Source organism: Actibacterium sp. XHP0104 (assembly GCF_025751515.1).
Classification (GTDB): domain Bacteria; phylum Pseudomonadota; class Alphaproteobacteria; order Rhodobacterales; family Rhodobacteraceae; genus Actibacterium_D.
This window is the reverse complement of sequence record NZ_JAOWLE010000005.1, coordinates 1-14771: the sequence shown is the minus strand read 5'-3', so window position 1 is coordinate 14771 and position 14771 is coordinate 1. Positions and strand designations below refer to the sequence as shown.

14 protein-coding genes and 1 tRNA gene are annotated in these 14771 nt (G+C 58.5%); 6 read left to right on the top strand and 9 right to left on the bottom strand.

What is annotated here, in order from left to right; translation table 11 throughout:
- Positions 1 to 38 precede the first annotated feature (38 nt).
- A complete protein-coding gene (locus OE856_RS09070) occupies positions 39 to 566 on the top strand; it encodes a helix-turn-helix transcriptional regulator (RefSeq protein WP_263715769.1) in 528 nt (175 codons plus the stop codon).
- Here the strand turns inward: OE856_RS09070 and OE856_RS09065 are convergent.
- The 3 genes from OE856_RS09065 to OE856_RS09055 form a co-directional block, all read right to left on the bottom strand.
- Positions 530 to 922, bottom strand: coding sequence for a DUF2237 family protein (locus OE856_RS09065; RefSeq protein ID WP_263715768.1), 393 nt, complete (start codon positions 920 to 922; stop codon positions 530 to 532). The two genes, OE856_RS09070 and OE856_RS09065, sit on opposite strands and share 37 nt — an antisense overlap.
- A gap of 8 nt (positions 923 to 930) precedes the next feature.
- Positions 931 to 1623 carry an aminoacyl-tRNA hydrolase gene (gene pth / locus OE856_RS09060; RefSeq protein WP_263715767.1) on the bottom strand — a complete coding sequence of 231 codons (693 nt, stop codon included), beginning with the start codon at positions 1621 to 1623 and terminating at the stop codon, positions 931 to 933.
- Between the two features lie 104 nt (positions 1624 to 1727).
- Positions 1728 to 2357 carry a 50S ribosomal protein L25/general stress protein Ctc gene (locus tag OE856_RS09055; RefSeq protein WP_263715766.1) on the bottom strand — a complete coding sequence of 210 codons (630 nt, stop codon included), beginning with the start codon at positions 2355 to 2357 and terminating at the stop codon, positions 1728 to 1730.
- Positions 2358 to 2792: 435 nt separating this feature from the next.
- Here OE856_RS09055 and OE856_RS09050 point away from each other — a divergent pair, with 435 nt between their 5' ends.
- On the top strand, positions 2793 to 3359 hold the full coding sequence (locus tag OE856_RS09050; RefSeq protein ID WP_263715765.1) for a GNAT family N-acetyltransferase: 567 nt from the start codon (positions 2793 to 2795) through the stop codon (positions 3357 to 3359).
- A 3-nt stretch (positions 3360 to 3362) separates the two neighbouring features.
- Here the strand turns inward: OE856_RS09050 and OE856_RS09045 are convergent, their stop codons facing one another.
- The 3 genes from OE856_RS09045 to trpA all read right to left on the bottom strand — a co-directional run bounded on the left by OE856_RS09045 (position 3363) and on the right by trpA (position 6132).
- Positions 3363 to 4526, bottom strand: a complete 1164-nt coding sequence (locus tag OE856_RS09045) for an alpha-hydroxy acid oxidase (RefSeq protein ID WP_263715764.1) — start codon at positions 4524 to 4526, stop codon at positions 3363 to 3365.
- 64 nt (positions 4527 to 4590) lie between these two features.
- A complete protein-coding gene (locus OE856_RS09040) occupies positions 4591 to 5232 on the bottom strand; it encodes a hypothetical protein (protein WP_263715763.1) in 642 nt (213 codons plus the stop codon).
- A gap of 108 nt (positions 5233 to 5340) precedes the next feature.
- On the bottom strand, positions 5341 to 6132 hold the full coding sequence (trpA, locus tag OE856_RS09035) for a tryptophan synthase subunit alpha (RefSeq protein ID WP_263715762.1): 792 nt from the start codon (positions 6130 to 6132) through the stop codon (positions 5341 to 5343).
- 95 nt (positions 6133 to 6227) lie between these two features.
- On the opposite strand from trpA, the gene OE856_RS09030 reads away from it, so the two are divergent.
- The 4 genes from OE856_RS09030 to OE856_RS09015 all read left to right on the top strand — a co-directional run bounded on the left by OE856_RS09030 (position 6228) and on the right by OE856_RS09015 (position 10329).
- Entirely contained in the window at positions 6228 to 7058 is an 831-nt protein-coding gene (locus tag OE856_RS09030) for a PhzF family phenazine biosynthesis protein (protein WP_263716054.1), read from the top strand.
- 84 nt (positions 7059 to 7142) lie between these two features.
- Positions 7143 to 8240: a redox-regulated ATPase YchF gene (ychF, locus tag OE856_RS09025; protein WP_263715761.1), complete on the top strand. Its 1098-nt coding sequence runs from the start codon at positions 7143 to 7145 to the stop codon at positions 8238 to 8240.
- Between the two features lie 64 nt (positions 8241 to 8304).
- Positions 8305 to 8394: transfer RNA gene (locus OE856_RS09020), tRNA-Ser, on the top strand.
- An 84-nt stretch (positions 8395 to 8478) separates the two neighbouring features.
- Positions 8479 to 10329 (top strand): endonuclease NucS domain-containing protein, encoded by a 1851-nt coding sequence (locus tag OE856_RS09015; RefSeq protein ID WP_263715760.1) that lies wholly within the window; start codon positions 8479 to 8481, stop codon positions 10327 to 10329.
- Positions 10330 to 10355: 26 nt separating this feature from the next.
- On the opposite strand, the gene OE856_RS09010 is transcribed toward OE856_RS09015, so the two are convergent.
- The 3 genes from OE856_RS09010 to OE856_RS09000 form a co-directional block, all read right to left on the bottom strand.
- Positions 10356 to 14186 carry an SIR2 family protein gene (locus OE856_RS09010; RefSeq protein ID WP_263715759.1) on the bottom strand — a complete coding sequence of 1277 codons (3831 nt, stop codon included), beginning with the start codon at positions 14184 to 14186 and terminating at the stop codon, positions 10356 to 10358.
- Complete coding sequence (locus OE856_RS09005; protein ID WP_263715758.1) at positions 14187 to 14429, bottom strand: helix-turn-helix domain-containing protein; 243 nt, start codon at positions 14427 to 14429, stop codon at positions 14187 to 14189. It abuts the gene before it with no gap.
- A gap of 160 nt (positions 14430 to 14589) precedes the next feature.
- Positions 14590 to 14771 (bottom strand): hypothetical protein (locus OE856_RS09000; protein ID WP_263715757.1); only part of this gene is annotated, 182 nt, incomplete at its 5' end.

The window sequence follows — 14771 nt, the reverse complement described above, 5'->3', positions numbered from 1 at the left end:
CATAAGCGCCGACACCACGGCGCAGCAGGGACAGCTCAGTGACACGTAAGGGCGTGATCTTCGTAATCCTGATGGTGCAGGTTGCCTGCGCCTTCTTCTTCGTGTCCGACATCCTGATATCGGTCATCGGCGTGCGCACCGCCCCGATCAGCTGGCAATTGCGCGAGATGATGGAAATTGGCGCCGCGATTGGCCTGTTGCTGGGCGTGGTGCTGGGCGCGGTGGCGCTGCGACGCACGATGCAGCAATCGGCCCATGCTCAGGAGAAACTGCGCCTGGCCTCGGGGGCATTCACCGAGGTGATGAATGACCGCTTCGCCGAATGGGGCCTGACCCCGGCCGAGCGCGACGTGGCGCTGTTCGCGATCAAGGGGCTGAGCACCCAGGAGATCGCGGCGCTGCGCAACACGTCCGAGGGCACGGTCAAGGCCCAGACCAACGCGATCTATCGCAAGGCCGGGGTCAGCGGGCGGCCCCAACTGCTGGGCCTGTTCATCGAAGATCTGCTGGGCGACGGGTTGGTGCCTGATCAGCCGGCCCCGTCCTCGCCCGACGAGGCCGCATAGGCGCGCAGCACCGGCAAGGGCACGATTTCAAGGGCGTTGATATGCGTGGCCTCGAGATGCACGCGGGGGGCGCAGCCCTCTTCATGCGCTTGCAGGAACCGCCCCGCGCACAGGCACCAGCTGTCGCCGGGCTGAAGGCCGGGAAAGCCGTATTCGGGGCGCGGCGTGGACAGGTCGTTGCCGACATATTTCGAATAGGCCAGGAATTCGGCCGTCATCACCGCGCAGACCGTATGGCTGCCAAAGTCATTGGCGCAGGTGTTGCAATGGGCGTCGCGAAAGAACCCGGTCAGCGGCTTGGACGAGCACGGCTGTAGCGGCTTGCCCAGAACGTTGACAGAGGGGTCCATCTGCATTGCGTATCCTACCTGAACTTGTCGACCAGCTTTTGCAGCGGGTTGCGGTCATCGGTTTGGGGTTGGGCGGCGGGTGCCTCGGGGGCAGGGGGCGCCTTGGCCGCATCGGGCGCGGCGCTTTTGGATGAGCGCGGCGGTGCGGTGCGCAGGGCCACGGCATTGGAAAACCTGGCGCTGTCGCCCTCGGCCAGAGCGGGGGCGCCGTCGCTGATGCCGCGCAGCAGGTCGTCCAGCCAGCCGTGATCGGCCTTGGCGAAATCGGACAGCACGTAATGCGAGACCCGATCCTTGTGGCCGGGATGCCCGATGCCCATGCGCACGCGCAGATAGGTCTCGCCGATATGGCCGTGGATCGAACGCAGCCCGTTATGGCCCGCATGGCCGCCGCCGGTCTTGACGCGGCACCGGCCCGGCGCCAGGTCCAGCTCGTCGTGAAACACCACCACGTCATCGGGGGTCAGCTTGTAGAACCGCATCGCCTCGCCCACCGACTGACCCGACAGGTTCATGAAGGTCTCGGGCTTGAGCAACAGCACCTTCTCGCGGCCCAGCCGGCCCTCGGTCAACTGGCCCTGGAACTTGGCCCGCCACGGCCCAAAGCCGTGATCGCCGGCGATCTGGTCCATCGCCATGAACCCGATATTGTGCCGGTTGCCAGCATATTTCGCGCCGGGATTGCCCAGCCCCACGAACAGCCGCATCAAACCTCTCCTGTCATTGGCAATAACTTAGCCCCGCCTGCCTGTGGCGCAAACAAAAACGCGAGGCCAAGGCCCCGCGTTTCCTGTTCGCGCTTGGCGATGTCTTATTCTTCGGCTGCTTCGCCTTCGTCCTCATCGGCGTCGTTGTCGGCCGAACGCAGGCCCGACGGGGCCGAGATGTTGGCGATGACAAAGTCACGGTCGGTGATGGTCGGGCGGGCGCCTTCGGGCAGGGTCACGTCCGAGATATGGACGATGTCGCCGACATTCAGGCCGGTCAGGTCAACGGTGATGTGATCGGGGATGTCACCAGCGGTCACGACCAGTTCGACCTCGGGGCGCACAGCGGTCAGAACGCCGCCTTTTTTGATGCCGGGGGCCTTGTCCTCGTTGATGAACTCGACGGGGATGAACAGGTTGACGCGCGAGCTGCGGTGCAGACGCATGAAATCGACGTGGATCGGCAGGTCTTTGACCACGTCACGCTGCACGCCGCGGCAGATGACGCGCACGTCGTCCTGGCCTTCGGCTTTCAGGTTGAACAGGGTCGACATGAAACGGCCCGCTTTCAGGCGCTTGAACAGCACGTTGAAGGGGATGTTGATTGCGATCGGGTCTGCGCCGCCACCATAGACGACACCGGGAACCAGATTGTCACGACGTGCTTGGCGAGCGGCCCCCTTGCCTGTCCCCGCGCGAACCGTGACTTCAAGATCAGGAATCTGACCAGCCATGATAATTCTCCTAGGTTATGGGCATCCTCCAAGGGTGTATGCCCGCGTGAAGCCGCGCGTATAGGCCAGAATCCCCTTGTTGGAAAGTGAAAAACACCTGCAAATACCCATTTTCTAAGGCTCTGAGGCAACTTCCGTGTAGGTCGGGCGTGTCACACGGGCAACAGGCAGCATTTCCAGCGCCTGTCGCGGCGTCACAAAAGCGCGATCAGAAAATACCTTTATTAACAGCGCCTTACGAGGCATGTGTTTTGCGCAAATCTATTCTGCGCCGCAGCATCTTGAACTGATAGCGCAATCTGCCAATCTATTCCTCATGCGGGGCAAAGGTCCGAAACCAAGAGCCGCCCCGCAGAGCTGGGAGGAAGACTGTGCAAATGAAAGGTCTTCAAGATGCTCAATGTATCGAGTGAACGGATTGGAAAGCAGGGCGTCATGCCCAAACCCGCAGGCGGGATTACCCGAGTCCTGAGCCACCGCGACAAGGCGGCGGTCTTGGCGCATCTGTTGCGCCTGGATGCCGAGGATCGCTATATGCGCTTCTTTGCCGGCATCACCGACAACGGTATCCGCAGGTATGTCGACGGTATCGACTGGAAGGCGTCGGTGCTGATCGGCCATTTCTCGGGCGCCCGGATGGTCGGGCTGGCCGAGCTGCTGCCCTCGGGGCCGCGATGGCAGCGCGGAATGGAACTGGCCGTTTCGGTCGAGCCGCACTGGCGCGGCCGCGGTCTGGGCCGTCATCTGTGCGAAAGCGCGCTGGAAAAGGCCCGCGCGCGCCACATGCGCTGCGTGCGCCTGCTGGTTCTGCATGAAAACACCGCCATGCTGCGGATGGTGCGGGCCATGGGCGCCGAGCTGAGCCAGGAGGCCGGCGTTGTGACCGCCCTGATCCGGCTTAAGCCCGACATGCAGGCGATGGCGCTTGCGGCGATGGCTTGGGCCGAAAGCACGATTGCACAGGCGCTGCACCTGCCGCGCCGGCAGGGGCGGCTGACCTGACGACTATTCCCAGTCGCCCGCAAAGCCCTTGGGCACCAAAAGAACGCTGCGGTCGAGATCCGTCACGGATTTTCGACCGCAAAGCGCCATGGTGGTGTCCAGTTCCTTGTGGATGATCTCGAGCGCCTTGGTCACCCCGGCCTGGCCCATCGCGCCTAGCCCATAGATATAGGCGCGGCCCACATAGGTGCCCGTCGCCCCCAGCGCCAGCGCCTTGAGCACGTCCTGACCCGAGCGGATACCGCTGTCGAGATGCACCTCGACCTTGTCACCCACCGCATCCATGATCGACGGAAGCGCGCGGATGGCCGAGATCGCGCCGTCCAGCTGACGCCCGCCATGGTTCGACACGATGATCGCATCGGCGCCGACTTGCAGGGCCATCTTGGCGTCCTCGGCATCCAGAATGCCCTTGAGGATCAGCTTGCCGCCCCATTTGCGTTTGTAGTCCTTGACCTTTTCCCAATCGAGCCGCGGGTCGAACTGTTTATGCGTCCAGTCGATCAGCGACGTCATATCGCCCACATCGCGCGCATGGCCGACGATATTGCCGAACTGCCGGCGTTTCGTGCCCAGCATGCCCATGCCCCAGCGCCATTTGGTGCTGAGATCCAGCAGGGTGTTCAGCGTCGGCTTGGGCGGGGTCGACAGGCCGTTTTTCAGATCCTTGTGGCGCTGCCCCAGGATCTGCAGATCCAGCGTCAGCACCATCGCGTTACAGCCCGCATCCTTGGCCCGCTGGATCAGCCGGTCGACGTAGTCCTCGTCACGCATCACATATAGCTGGAACCAGAAGGGCGCGTTGGTGGCCTCGGCCACGTCCTCGATCGAGCAGATCGACATGGTCGACAGGGTATAGGGCACGCCGAAATCACGCGCCGCGCGGGCGGCCTTGATCTCGCCATCGGCGCATTGCATCCCGGTCATCCCCACGGGCGCCAGCGCCACGGGCATCGCCACATCCTGACCGATCATGCGCGACCGGGTGCTGCGGCCCTCCATGTCGACGGCCACGCGCTGGCGCAGATAGATTTTCTGAAAGTCGGTGGTGTTCTCGGTGAATGTCTGGCCCGTCCAACTGCCGGTTTCGGCATAGTCGTAAAACATCTTGGGCGCGCGGCGTTTGTAGAGGCGACGCAGATCGTCGATGCAGGTGATGACGGGCATGGAGACTCTCGCAAATTGGTCAAGGTTTGCTACCAATTTGCGGCGGGCATTGCAATGCGCCAGCTTAGGGGTGATAGCCGATCAGCATGATCAGCGCCGGCACCGGCGCCACGGCCAGCACCACGCTCAGCAGGAACCACCGGATCGCGAACAGCCGCGACAGCCCCGCGAACATCGCCAGCCCGCCGCCGCCGCCCAGCAGGCTGTTGCCGGGCAGGTTGAATGCCAGCGCCAGCGCCAGATAGCGGTGCCGCAGCAGGAACGGGATCAGCCGCGTTGGCGCGCGTTCGATCAACAGGTTCAGGCGTTGATCGGGGGGCATATCGGCGCTTTGCCGGGCCAGAGCCGCGGCACGGCGCAGGTGCAGGAACTCAAAAAAACGAACCAATGCGGCCTGCGGCACAAGCCGCCCGGCCAGAAAGGCCAGGCACAGCGCCGCGACCATGCACAGATAGACCAGCACCGCCACCGGCGCCCCGAACACCATCAGCATGCCCAGCCCGATCTCGGCCCCCGGCACGAACGGGATGGCCGAGGCCAGCACATAGATCGCCACCACAGTGACCACCATCGCGTTCAGGCCCAGAACCTCGCCCTCGGTCAGATTGGGGGCGGCAAAGGTGTAAAGAACCTGACTGGCGCCGATGCCCAAGGCCATCAGCGCGCCATAGGCCGCAAGCACCGCGATCCATCTGGTGGTCAGCATCGGGGGTGCAGGGGCATCGAGAGCGTCGCGCGCAGGTTCATCCCAACCCTTTCACGGATCAGTCTAGCGCCCAACGCGTCCGCGCGGCAAATCAAGGATGTGAAACAATCAGGCGCGGTGGGCGCCGTCGGCCAGCGATTTCACATAGGCCAGGATGTCGGCCACGGGCTTGCGCTCTTCGACCAGCTTGACGATGGCCGAGCCCACAACCGCGCCATCGGCCACGCCGGCGATGTTCTGCGCCGCGTCAGGCGTCTTGATGCCAAAGCCCACGATCACGGGCAGATCGGTCTGCGACTTGATGCGGGCGACCTCGGGGGCCACGTCGCCGGCCTGGGCCTCGCCCGCGCCGGTGATCCCGGTGATCGAGACGTAATAGACAAAGCCCGACGTGTTTTGCAGAACCTTGGGCAGGCGCTTGTCATCGGTGGTGGGGGTCGCCAGGCGGATGAAATTCATCCCCGCCTCGGTGGCAGGAATGCACAGCTCTGAATCTTCTTCGGGGGGCAGGTCCACCACGATCAGCCCGTCAATGCCGGCGGCCTTGGCATCCTCAAGGAACTTGGGCACGCCGCGATTGTAGATCGGGTTGTAATAGCCCATCAGCACGATCGGGGTCTCGTCATCGCCCTTGCGGAACTCTGCCGCCATATCCAGCGTTTTTTGCAGCGTCTGCCCGGCCTCAAGCGCGCGCTGCCCGGCCAGTTGGATGGTGGGGCCATCGGCCATCGGATCGGTAAAGGGCAGGCCCAGTTCGATCACATCAACACCCGCGCCCGGCAGGCCCTTCACGATCTCCAGCGAGGTCTCGTAATCGGGATCGCCCGCCATCACATAGGCGACAAAGGCCTTTTTGCCTTCGGCTTTCAGGGCGGCGAATTTGGCGTCGATACGAGTCATAGGAGTCCTCAGGTTTTTCTTGAACCGGGTTTGCTGTATGCCCAAGTGGAAATCAAGCGCTCGTGGCTATTTTGATTGGTGTTAAGGGACCTCTTATGAACGTTCAACATATCGCAGCTTTCTCGAGGGGCGAGGCAGGGGGTAATCCGGCAGGTGTGGCGCTGCTGGCCCAGATGCCCCCCGACGCAGAGATGCAACGCGTGGCCACCGAGGTAGGATATTCCGAAACCGCCTTTGTCGTTCCGCGAGAGTCTGGCTATCGGGTGCGGTATTTCGCGCCTGACGGCGAAGTGCCGTTTTGCGGCCATGCTACAATCGCTTTGGGCGCTGTTCTTGCCGGGGTTCACGGGCGAGGCGACTATTCATTGACGCTGAACGAGGCGCAGATTCATGTGAGTGCTGAACAGACCCAAGAGGGATGGCAGATTACGCTGCTCTCGCCGCCCACCTCTTTCCGGCCAGTCGAGGCGCCTCTGGCCAAACGGGTGCTGGATCTCTTTGGCTGGGATCACAGCGATCTGGACCCTTCCGTTCCGATTGTCCGAATCAATGCTGGTGCCGAGCACTTGCTGATTGCATTGCGGGATCATGCCCTGCTGCAAAACATGAGCTATGAGTTCAGCGCCGGAGCGGCCCTGATGCGCGAATTCGGGCTGGTCACGATTGACCTGATCTGGCGCGAAACCGATGTCCTGTTTCACAGCCGTAACCCGTTTGCCGGTCACGGGGTTTACGAAGACCCGGCCACCGGGGCCGCAGCCGCTGCACTGGGTGGATATTTACGCGATGCAGGCTTGGCCTATGGGGCATTCGACGTCATTCAAGGCGCCGATATGGGGATGCCGTCGCATATTCATGTCGCACCATTGCCCGGCACCGGTCAGCCCGTGCGTATAAGTGGCCTGACGCGCGCGATCTCTGCCTGACAATGCCACGACCCCATACAGCTTGAAGCCGTGGGAACTTGGCCCTAGAAGGCTACCAGCTTTGGACAGAAAGGGCTGGAAAAGATGGGCTTTAAAACCGGGATCGTGGGTCTGCCGAATGTTGGTAAATCGACGCTGTTCAACGCGCTGACCAAAACCGCCGCTGCGCAGGCGGCGAATTTCCCGTTCTGCACCATCGAGCCGAATGTCGGCGACGTGGCCGTGCCCGATCCGCGCCTCGACAAACTGGCCGCGATTGCCAAGTCGAAACAGATCATCCCCACCCGCATGACCTTTGTCGACATCGCCGGCCTGGTCAAAGGCGCGTCCAAGGGCGAAGGCCTGGGCAACCAGTTCCTGGCCAATATCCGCGAATGCGACGCCATTGCCCATGTGCTGCGCTGCTTCGAGGATGGCGACGTGACCCATGTCGAGGGCCGCGTTGACCCCGTGGCCGATGCCGAGGTGATCGAGACCGAGCTGATGCTGGCCGACATGGAATCGATCGAAAAGCGCCTGCAGAACATCGTGCGCAAGGTGCGTGGCGGCGACAAAGAGGCCGTGCAGCAGGAACGCCTGCTGAAAACCGCGCTGGCGACGCTGGAAAACGGCCAGCCCGTGCGCACCGTCGAGGTGGCCGAGGATGACCGCAAGGCCTGGAGCATGCTGCAACTGCTGACCAGCAAGCCCATTCTCTATGTCTGCAACGTCGCCGAGGACGAGGCCGCCACCGGCAACGCCCATTCCGAGGCCGTCGCCAAGATGGCGGCCGAGCAGGGCGCCGCCGCGGTGGTGATCTCGGCCAAGATCGAGGAAGAGATCAGCCAGTTGGATGCTGACGAGGCCGAGATGTTCCTGGGCGAGCTGGGCCTGGAAGAGGCGGGCCTCGATCGCCTGATCCGCGCCGGGCATGAACTCCTGGGCCTGCAAACCTATTTCACCGTCGGCCCCAAAGAGGCCCGCGCCTGGACCATCCGCAAAGGCGTGTCCGCCCCGCAAGCCGCCGGGGTGATCCACGGCGATTTCGAAAAGGGCTTTATCCGCGCCGAAACCATCGCCTATGACGACTTTATCGCCTGCAACGGCGAACAGGGCGCCAAGGATACCGGCAAGATGCGCGCCGAGGGCAAGGGATACATCGTGCAGGACGGCGACGTGATGCACTTTCTGTTCAACACCTAAGCGGCATCACTTTCCGAAAGATTTCCGCTTGCCCCCGCCCGCACTGCCAATTAAACGGGTCGGCGGAGACGTGGCCGAGTGGTCGAAGGCGCTCCCCTGCTAAGGGAGTAGACGGGAAACCGTCTCGAGGGTTCGAATCCCTTCGTCTCCGCCATTAGGCTTTGATTTTATTCAATTATTTCCCAAATTTGGATTTCTACCCACGATCTACCCACGGGAAATCTTGCTCGAGGCAGTCATGGTTGTAGAAGCTGATATTCGGGACTATCTGGCCCAGAACCTAGATATCCTTGAACCGGGACTAACCCTGATCAAGAAGGAAAAGTATCTTCCCAACGATGAGGGATCATCCGGTTTCGTTGATATTTTCTGCAAAGATTCAGCAAACCGATTGCTGATCGTCGAGATCAAGAAAAGCGATGCGGCATCGAGGCAAGCAATCCACGAACTCTCAAAGTATGTGGCCCTTCTGAAAAAGAACAAGTTGCTTCGAGATAGCGAGATTCGCCTAGCGGTCGTCTCAACGCAATGGCATGAACTTTCGGTGCCCTTTTCGGAGTTCTTACGCACTAGTCCATACGATTGTGTCGGATACTCAATAGAAGTCCGAGAGAGTGGTGAGATCACCGCTATTTCCGAAATCGAGAGAACTTCACAAGCGCTGGTTCGTCGGATTTCGCCCCGCCAGCACATTTGGGAGATGGTTGGGGCCGACGAGCCGCGAAACAGAATTCCAGCCTTGGCGAGTGCTCTGAAGAATGCTGGCTTGGAAGATTTTGTGCTGTTGGATGTTTCGCTTCGAAGCGAAGTCGATGGCATCGGTGGTCTGATCTACTTTGCCCAACAGGAACACAGCCTCAAATACTATATGGAGAGGATAGAGAAGAACTTGTCCAAGGGTGAGTTGGAAGAGTTCTTGGAGTGGATTTCTGACCTTACTGAAGAAAGTGACAAGGTTGGTGAAGCGGCTGACCGGGTGTGGGGCGGATGCGGAGCGTACGAAGCAGTGCGGCCAAGGGGACAACAAATCTCGTACCCAGAAAGGGCGATGCACTGGCTTTCAAACGAGCGAGCGGCGAAAATTGAGGTGCATAGATACGGTAGGTTTGCTGACGATAATATAGATGACGAAACCATTGTTTCCGAGATTTGCGGTCAAGCCGGAACCAGTTCCTATCATTTGGATAGGGTCGTGGACCTGAACTCCAAGCCGCAAGTTGCGGAGCTAAAAGATGCAATGGCTGAAGTTCTCTATGCAAACGAGCAGTGGAAGTCTCAGCTTGGAGCACTTGTCGATTACGCGCAGAAGAACGCTTATGAAACAGTCCATGTGCGCTGCTTCAACAACGATGACATTTTGAAGTCAATTGCTGGTATTGCTGTCGGTCAGCTCGGGTATGTACCGAACCTTGAAGTGACAATATCAAAGCAGGATGAGACGCATACGTTTTACGGCCTCCTAGAGTGGAACGGTGCCAAGCCTAACTTTGGCGAGTTGGTTCAAAGCTATTTCAGCGGTGATCCCTTCATGATCTTGATGTTCGAACACTTTGGTGAGAACCGGTCCATCAACGACGAGATTTTAGCGGAACTCGGAATGTCATTTGTATTGGTGATGCTAGATGATGATCAAAAACCCGTAAAAGTTCGTTTCCGCGGCATGTCAATGAACATTGCCACTAAACCGTTGGGAAAGAACATCTTTGACTTTGCTTCGGAGGTTCGTGAATTCGTTAGCGAGCTAGCATCGTGTTTTGTCAATCATTCGACTGAATTCTCTGGCTATGTTGAAGCCCTGCAAGATGCCAAGACATTACGTGATTGCGAAAACGATCTGATCGAAGAGTTCGCAATATCCGAAGAACCCACATCTTCAAAAAGGTGGGCGGGAGAGCTACCTGTCTGCCAACTATGCGACCGGCCATTCTCTCAATGCAGGTTGATGATTGACGGTGCCGTTGGCCAGAGCGGCCCTTGGGCGAACTACTGTGCGGCTTGCTTCAAAGAAGTTGGTCAAGGGGTTGGTCTCGGAAAGGGGCAGTTGTACGCCAGAAATGGTGGGACCTGGTTCTTGGTTGCAGGCAGTTAATCGTGCATTTGTGCAGCATCGAACCTCTAGCGATTGTTCCAACGTCTGAGCAATTCGACTAGGCGTACGTCTTGTTTCAGGCTCGGCTTGGAATCGCCGATGCGTGCAAGGGTGGCGTCTATCTCGTAAGGCCAACTGTTCGCATTTTCGGGAAGGGCCAAATACAGGATTTCAAGCACGCGTTCCGGGTGTTTATCGACAATGTTCCCTTCGCCACGCCGGATTGAAGGCAACATGATGTGGTCGCGCTCAATTGGGCTAAGGAGCGGAAGGATTGCTTCCGAAATGGCCATGAAGGTTTCTTCGTTTGAGAACGCAAGTTCGATCAAGCGGGCTGAGTTTTTTGGCGTACGGGCGGCTTTCTGCACAGGCCATACATTGCGCAGGAACCGTTCTTGAAGGGCCTTCCAGTGCTCGCCGTCGTCTTCTTCTCCTTCACCCCGGTGTTCCAGAACCCATAGCGTGCGCGCCCTGAAGCCATCACCGGCGTCCAGCAAAAGCTGGCGCAACTCGCCGTCTGTGATGCGCTCTGCCCCTGTGTCAGAGTCGGGGTAGGCCCAGCTTGCAAGAACTAAGCCTGCTAGGCTGTCGCGATTGTCTCTTTCGCTCTTGGTTTGGCTTGCTGCCTTGGCCAGCAAATGTGGTTTCAGCTTTTCGAAAAGGTCCATCGGTGGAAGCGTCTTTACTCCCCACAGGTAGCCCGTCCACCAAGCTTCGAGCGTGTCTTCATCGTCGGTTTCCAACACGGTCAACAGATTGTCGCTTGTCCAAGCAGGATCGACGTAGTGGAACCAGTTCGACAAGTGACTAACAAAGACCAAGGCAAAACGGCCATTGTCGCCGGGCAGAGAAAGAGCACTTTCGACGAGTGTTTTCCACTCGGCTGGAAGCCCTTGGTTTTTCTCAAGGTCCTTGCGGCGCGGATCGTTATACAATGCTTGGGCGATTTTCCCGGCGGGCGAGTTTAGCGCCTCCGTTGCCCAATCCGGGTCGCGGCTTCCACGCACGATGCCAGAGCCACCAGCGTCTGGGGTTTCGTTCAAGAACGCCATTAGGCGCACGACGAGGCGCTCGAAAGTCGGAACGCATTCATTCGGCAAGTCGTCAGTCGTGGACAACAACCACTCGGAGACCGGGTAAATTATGCCTCCTAACGCTTCGTCGTTTGCCCCAATGACAAGTTCGGCAATGAAGTTCTTGAGACGTCCTTTGTCCTCTTTGCGTTGGTCTGAGTTCAAGTAGCGCCGCCAAGCCCATTCCGGGTACTCGCCACGCGAGGCTTCCAACCGTAGGGCAGAAATTGCCATAACCGGGTGGCTGGTAGACAATCCTTGAAACGGATCATGTTCAACAAGCGCTAGCCCGGTTCGCCCCCCAATTTCTTGAGCTTTCGCCAAAACGTTGGAAAGAGGTTCAGACAACAAGAGGCTATGTTCAGTCTCGGTGCGTACCCATCCCCCCCGGCTTTCCCAAGATCGGTCCGCGTTTTCGGCGTGTTCAGGCGACCAATCTGGGGCCGCGTTTTGCAGCCGTTCTATTTCCTGTTCGTAATTGACGTTCAGGTTGCACCCTCTGGAATGGAGCCAATGAAGACGTTCGGCAATGTTCCATGCCCGGCGTTGCGCAAAGTCATGCTCTGCTTCGTTGTCCCAGCGTTCTCGGCCTTCAAGGATGCGGTCCTCAATCCGTCTAGTTGCAGGCATTGGGAGCCGTGCCCAGCGCTCTTGCAGTGTCAACAACAGGTCACGTTGATGACGGACTTTCCAGAACGCATCACGACTAACTTTGTCGAAGAACTCGGTGAAATCTTCGTTGGGAACTAGCGTATCAAACCGGCTAGCCCACATCCGCAGCCGAGCAAAAACGTTGTCGTCATCTGTGGGCCAGGTCGCGGCTTCCTGCCGTGCCTTTTCGACGTCTAGGTTCAGAAGTCGTTCGAAGAGGGCGGCATAAGACAATACGGCTCCGGAAAGTCCTTCGTTGCGGGCATAATCGCTAATGTCCGGGTCGTCCGAAGGAATGATCGGAGGTATGTCCATCCAACTGTAATGGCCACGCTCCGTCTCAAGCTGTATTCCAATATCCAGATTGCGTTTGAGGGCTGCTACAACGTCGGCCAACCATTCATCTGGTATTGATATGTCTGGGCCGTTTTCGTTGTAGGCAAGTTCGAGTCTTATCAAGTCTTGCAGCCGAATCTCTTGGTCAGCCTGTGGAGGAACTGTGTCCCGGAAATAGTTGCTGTGCGCAGTGAGACGCGGGCGCGAGAGCTTTTCGTACTTTCGAATAGCCGTCTTGCTCCAGCCAACAACCTTGAGTTCATCGGCGAAGCGATACCAATCAGGACGGTCGTCTACGTTCCCAGCGCGCCAATGTTCGAACAGGTAGTGCCAAGCTTGAAGAATGTGGGGAGCACATTCGACGTCACTACGTTCAAGACGCCAACGGATTTGTCCCTGAATACCCTCGTGCAACCCTAGCTGCCGTGCACCCCACCAAACCGCCGCGTTTTGATTGGAGACTTTCCCAATCCATACGCCCAAATGATTGATACGGTCGGGCAGCCGCCCCGCTACAAGTGAAGCACCACCCCGCATTGGCGTAATGTGGTCGTCTCGCAACTCCAACCTGTCCCGGCGGTTAAGCGAAAATGCGTCCCATGCCGTCGATGGTGTTTCGCGCTTAGCATAGTGATCGTCGGGGGGGATGGGCGCGGGCACTATGTCACTTGCCAACCCATAGAGCGCAAAGGGGTTTACTTCATATCCGTTTTCGTCTTGCTCCGGCTTTGAGTAGCGAATTGAAGGGTCAAAAACGCATAGCCAAGTGGCAGGTGCAGGCGGGTCGCTTTCAAGGAATTTTCGGGCACCTTCTTTGGTGGACACTAAATGCGTGACTTGTTCGCGTTCGAAGGGCGATAACGCCTCCGGGCCGTGTTGGGCCATCGCGATAGTTTTTACCTGCCAGCCCTCGGGGTCATTGGCGCGATCCGCCCATTCCTTAAGAGTTTCCCACAGTGCTGAGTGACCTTCGTCGCTGTCGTAAGGGATTGCCGTTACACCCTTGTGCGCCCAGCGCGAAGTTGCGTCGTCAGCGTCACCGGATTGGAAAGCGTAGACTTCATCCAGCCGACCATTCGACTTGTTCAGTGCTTCGAGCAAGTATTGTACCGGCGGATCGTCTGCGTTGTAGCCGACGAACACAACAGAATAGCGGTCGATCACGTCTTTGAAAAATCGAGTTGCCCAACCTTCTGCAAGATAAGCCCGACCGAATTCAGCGCTAGACAGGACAAACCCGTCGCCCTCGGACCCATCGTAGTTTTCTGTCGCACGACCATGCAAGTAGACAATTCCGTTCAAATCGCCCGGTCTTGCCGGGTCAGGTAGTCTTGGAGGTTGCCACGCGTCCAATCCACGCCCGCAATCATCAAACAACCTGTCAAAGTTGGTCGTTACAAGCTTCGTGACACCTTCCTTGGTGGTGGCAAGGTCCAACAGAAGTTCATGTGCCCACAGGTTGACACCTTTGCTAGGGGCAAGCGCTTGCGCAACCGCGCGTTCAATGTCGCGTTCGAGAAAGTCGCGCTCAAGAAGGCCAAAAATGCGGTCGGCTGAGATCAAACCCGACACGCCCGTTCGTGCTTCGATTTCGCGAGCTTCGGTCAAAATCTTGACCGCTGGGGAGTCGTCAGGAACGCCAAGTGTTCCTAGAACTTGATCCGCAAGGCCGAAGAAATCAGGTAGTTCAGCCTTAGCTCGTGAAACCCCCGCACCGCAGAAGAATACAACCCGGCCTTCATCTAAGGCCAGAAGCAACTCATCTGGTATGTCTGGGCCAAGATCGACGAAACGCAACTAGCAACCATCCTGCATCAATTCTTCAATGAAACCCGCTGCATCGAAATTCAAAACGCGGACAAGTTCGATAAATTCTACGACGTCGATGCGCCGTTGGCCACTCTCCAAACGTGCGACAAAAGACTGATACTCGCCCAGCTTGCTGGCCAGTTCCGTTTGGGTGATCCCTGCGGCTTCCCGCTTGTCGATCAACATCCGTACCAACTTCGCATGTGCCTTTGAGGTAAGTGTCTTCTCCACGTTCGCCCATCCTTACTCCGAATGGGCACTTCACATATATCTGAAAATCAGTTATCTAAAATTCAGATATTTCACGTGGGGATACCATGAAATTTGCCTTTCCGTTGACCGCAGCCTTTGCATTGTTGAGTGTCGCGGCCTGCAACGTCACGGCCCCAGTTCAAAATCCGGTTGAACGGACGCCAAGCTGGTACAAAGAAGTCGCTGTTTCTACGGTGAGCCTCCCCATCTGAACTGGTCCACCGTTATGTTTAGGAAACGGAGGACTGAGAATGGCGAACAAGCGACCGAAGCCCGAAGAGATTGTCTCGAAGTTGCGGCAGGTTGAAGTTTTGATGGGGC

Excerpts from the sequence above, each read along its gene's own strand:
- OE856_RS09065 (WP_263715768.1), bottom strand. The coding sequence starts at position 922 with ATGCAGATGGACCCCTCTGTCAACGTTCTGGGCAAGCCGCTACAGCCG.
- pth (WP_263715767.1), bottom strand. The coding sequence starts at position 1,623 with ATGCGGCTGTTCGTGGGGCTGGGCAATCCCGGCGCGAAATATGCTGGC.
- OE856_RS09055 (WP_263715766.1), bottom strand. The coding sequence starts at position 2,357 with ATGGCTGGTCAGATTCCTGATCTTGAAGTCACGGTTCGCGCGGGGACA.
- OE856_RS09050 (WP_263715765.1), top strand. The coding sequence starts at position 2,793 with ATGCCCAAACCCGCAGGCGGGATTACCCGAGTCCTGAGCCACCGCGAC.
- OE856_RS09045 (WP_263715764.1), bottom strand. The coding sequence starts at position 4,526 with ATGCCCGTCATCACCTGCATCGACGATCTGCGTCGCCTCTACAAACGC.
- OE856_RS09040 (WP_263715763.1), bottom strand. The coding sequence starts at position 5,232 with ATGCTGACCACCAGATGGATCGCGGTGCTTGCGGCCTATGGCGCGCTG.
- trpA (WP_263715762.1), bottom strand. The coding sequence starts at position 6,132 with ATGACTCGTATCGACGCCAAATTCGCCGCCCTGAAAGCCGAAGGCAAA.
- OE856_RS09030 (WP_263716054.1), top strand. The coding sequence starts at position 6,228 with ATGAACGTTCAACATATCGCAGCTTTCTCGAGGGGCGAGGCAGGGGGT.
- ychF (WP_263715761.1), top strand. The coding sequence starts at position 7,143 with ATGGGCTTTAAAACCGGGATCGTGGGTCTGCCGAATGTTGGTAAATCG.
- OE856_RS09015 (WP_263715760.1), top strand. The coding sequence starts at position 8,479 with ATGGTTGTAGAAGCTGATATTCGGGACTATCTGGCCCAGAACCTAGAT.